Annotated in this window: 2 protein-coding genes and 1 pseudogene; 1 reads left to right on the forward strand and 2 read right to left on the reverse strand. The window is 34.7% G+C overall.

Annotated features, from left to right (window positions below; genetic code table 11):
- Positions 1–132: 132 nt before the first annotated feature.
- A pseudogene (locus tag O9332_RS00180) lies at positions 133–1,311 on the forward strand (ATP-binding protein); the annotation flags it as partial.
- Between the two features lie 207 nt (positions 1,312–1,518).
- Here the strand turns inward: O9332_RS00180 and O9332_RS00185 are convergent.
- The gene (locus tag O9332_RS00185; protein WP_002754998.1) at positions 1,519–1,845 is read right to left on the reverse strand and encodes a helix-turn-helix domain-containing transcriptional regulator; all 327 of its coding nucleotides are present in this window, start codon (positions 1,843–1,845) and stop codon (positions 1,519–1,521) included.
- 5 nt (positions 1,846–1,850) lie between these two features.
- A complete protein-coding gene (locus tag O9332_RS00190; protein ID WP_002754997.1) occupies positions 1,851–2,222 on the reverse strand; it encodes a type II toxin-antitoxin system RelE/ParE family toxin in 372 nt (123 codons plus the stop codon).
- Positions 2,223–2,399: the final 177 nt, after the last annotated feature.

The following is a 2,399-nucleotide window of genomic DNA, read 5'->3' on the forward strand; positions in this document are numbered from 1 at the left end:
AGAAAGGCATTTAGCGATTTTTGTCAATTGTTTTTTATCTAGAGCGAACTAATCAATTAAGTCTCTTGCCAGATAAGGATTTAGTCGATTTATGCCCCCCTATCGAACCATAACAAGTAACGAAGAGCCAGAAGTTGGGCAAAAGCTATCAATCGTCCCATAGTATTATTTATAGATGAAATTGACTCTTTACAAGACCAAACATTAATATCAGTTTTACGACAGTTAAGAGATGGTTTTCCTAAACGTCCAGAAAATTTTCCCTCATCAGTAGGATTAATTGGTTTACGAGATGTGAGAGATTATAAAGTAGCATCGGGAGGTAGTGATAGATTAAATACATCTAGTCCTTTTAATATAAAAGTTGCTTCTCTGACTATGAGAAATTTTAATCTTGCAGAAGTAGGAGAATTATATCAACAACATACAGCAGCAACAGGACAAATTTTCACACCAGAAGCTATCGAAACAGCGTTTGATTTAACTCAAGGACAACCTTGGTTAGTCAATGCTTTAGCTAAAGAAATTGTAGAAAAAATGGTAAAAGATAGAAACATTGCTATTACCAAAGAACACATTTTAACAGCCAAAAAAATATTAATTGCTCGTCAAGATACTCATTTAGATAGTTTAGCGGAAAAACTCAGGGAAAAACGAGTGAAAAATATTATTGAACCAATTTTAGCAGGGCAAACATTACCTGATACTTTAGCAGATGATAGGCAATATTTAATAGATTTAGGATTATTAAGACGTGATCCAAGGGGAGGATTAGTTATTTCTAACCCCATATATCGTGAAGTTATTCCCCGCGTTTTAGTCCAAGGAACTCAGGACAGTTTACCTTTAATTAGTCCTAGTTGGTTGACAGCAAAAGGTGAATTAAATATAGATGCTTTATTAACAGCATTTCTCAAGTTTTGGCGACAACAGGTCGAACCATTATTAAGTAGTGCTGCTTACCATGAAATTGCCCCCCATATTGTATTAATGGCTTTTTTACATCGTGTGGTTAATGGTGGGGGAGTTTTAGAAAGGGAATATGCAATTGGTAGCGATAGAATGGATTTATGTCTGCGTTATAAAGATGTAATTTTAGGGATTGAATTGAAAGTATGGCGGGATAAAAAGCGCGATCCTCAAGCTGATGGAATTGAACAATTAGAATCTTATTTAGGATGTTTGGGTTTAGATTTTGGTTGGTTATTTATCTTTGATAGGCGGAAAAATGCTTTACCTATGGAAGAAAGGTTATCAACTGAGGTGTTGGTGACGGAAAATCAATATAGAATTACTGTGATTCGGGCGTAAATGTTGATCTATTCCAACACCTTAACCCCAAAATCATCTACAATCAAAATTTCCAGTGAATCATAAAATCCTATGACTCGCTGGTTTAATAGCGAAGAACTCCGTAGGAATCGTCTTTTTTTGTCAATGTGAGGAAATGCGATAGCGCAAGCGCTGACTTGTCAGTTCGCTTCGCACCATCGCTATTTTATTCAAGATAATGGAATTTTAATGGTAAATAACCGTCGTTTTTACATTAATATCAACATTCAGTTTTTTCCGCAAAACATTGAAAATAGCAGTCAAATTATCCATCGTTGGATTACCCTTGGCTGATAACATCCGATGTAAACTTTTACTAGGTTTAGAAGTTTCAATTGCTAACTGTTCAAAACCTACTGTTGCATTGACAATATCTCTCAAAATCAGTCTTGCTGTTTCTGGTTCACCATTCAGGAAAAGAGAAATAGCTTCATCAAGTAAAGCTATCGCAAACTCAGAATCTCTTTGCACTCGTGCATTAACGGTTTCTTTAAAGTCTCTAGTTAGTGCCATAATAACTACCTTTTCTCTCTACTATCATTGTCAAATTTTTGCTCTTTGCTAATTTCTTTTTTTCGTCTTTTGTACTCTTGGTATAATTCTCTAGCACGATTAATATCAGATTGCTGATTTTTCTTTGTTCCCCCACCAAATAAAACTATAAGCTGTTTACCATCTTGAGCTAGATAAATTCGGTATCCTGGACCCCAATCAATCTTATATTCCCCAATTCCATCAAACCATTTAACATTTGATGTATTGCCTAATTCCAAACGAGACTTAGCAACTGTTACCTTCGCAGCTGCTTGGGTATCCAAGCTATTAAACCATTCTTGGTAAGGACTTGAACCATCTTCTTGAAGATATTCTTGAACTTTGATAATAGACATACTGCTATAGTAACTTATGTGTTACTCTAGGTCAAACAGTAGAACTCTTGCAAATTAATTATATGTTATAATGATGGGTTAACTAATTTTCCCCAAAAAATTAGTTAATCAGTACATTTGTCCTGAATGAAAACTTGAAGTTTAACTTTTAACTCAAAACTCTTTAGAGCTGCTTTA

This window comes from Microcystis sp. LE19-10.1B, assembly GCF_027530565.1.
In the GTDB taxonomy this organism is placed as follows: Bacteria; Cyanobacteriota; Cyanobacteriia; order Cyanobacteriales; family Microcystaceae; genus Microcystis; species Microcystis aeruginosa.